A 373-nucleotide genomic window follows, 5' to 3' on the forward strand; every position below is an offset into this window, starting at 1 on the left:
GTGTCGGTGCAGTCCATGACCACGACCCGTACGTCGGACATCGGCGCGACGCTCCAGCAGATCGCCGAGCTGACGGCGTCCGGCTGCCAGATCGTGCGGGTGGCCTGCCCGACGCAGGACGACGCCGACGCCCTGTCCGTGATCGCGAAGAAGTCGCAGATCCCGGTGATCGCGGACATCCACTTCCAGCCCAAGTACGTCTTCGCGGCGATCGAGGCGGGCTGCGCGGCGGTCCGGGTGAACCCGGGCAACATCAAGCAGTTCGACGACAAGGTCAAGGAGATCGCCAAGGCGGCCCGGGACCACGGCACCCCGATCCGCATCGGCGTCAACGCCGGCTCGCTGGACCGGCGCCTGCTGCAGAAGTACGGCA

Annotated in this window: 1 protein-coding gene; it reads left to right on the forward strand. The window is 68.4% G+C overall.

Annotation, left to right across the window (positions count from 1 at the left end):
• The coding region (locus tag EBH09_RS36740) for a flavodoxin-dependent (E)-4-hydroxy-3-methylbut-2-enyl-diphosphate synthase (protein WP_193776768.1) at window positions 1-373 on the forward strand (373 nt) is incomplete at both ends.

Source organism: Streptomyces sp. E2N166, assembly GCF_003671715.1.
Lineage (GTDB): Bacteria > Actinomycetota > Actinomycetes > Streptomycetales > Streptomycetaceae > Streptomyces > Streptomyces thinghirensis.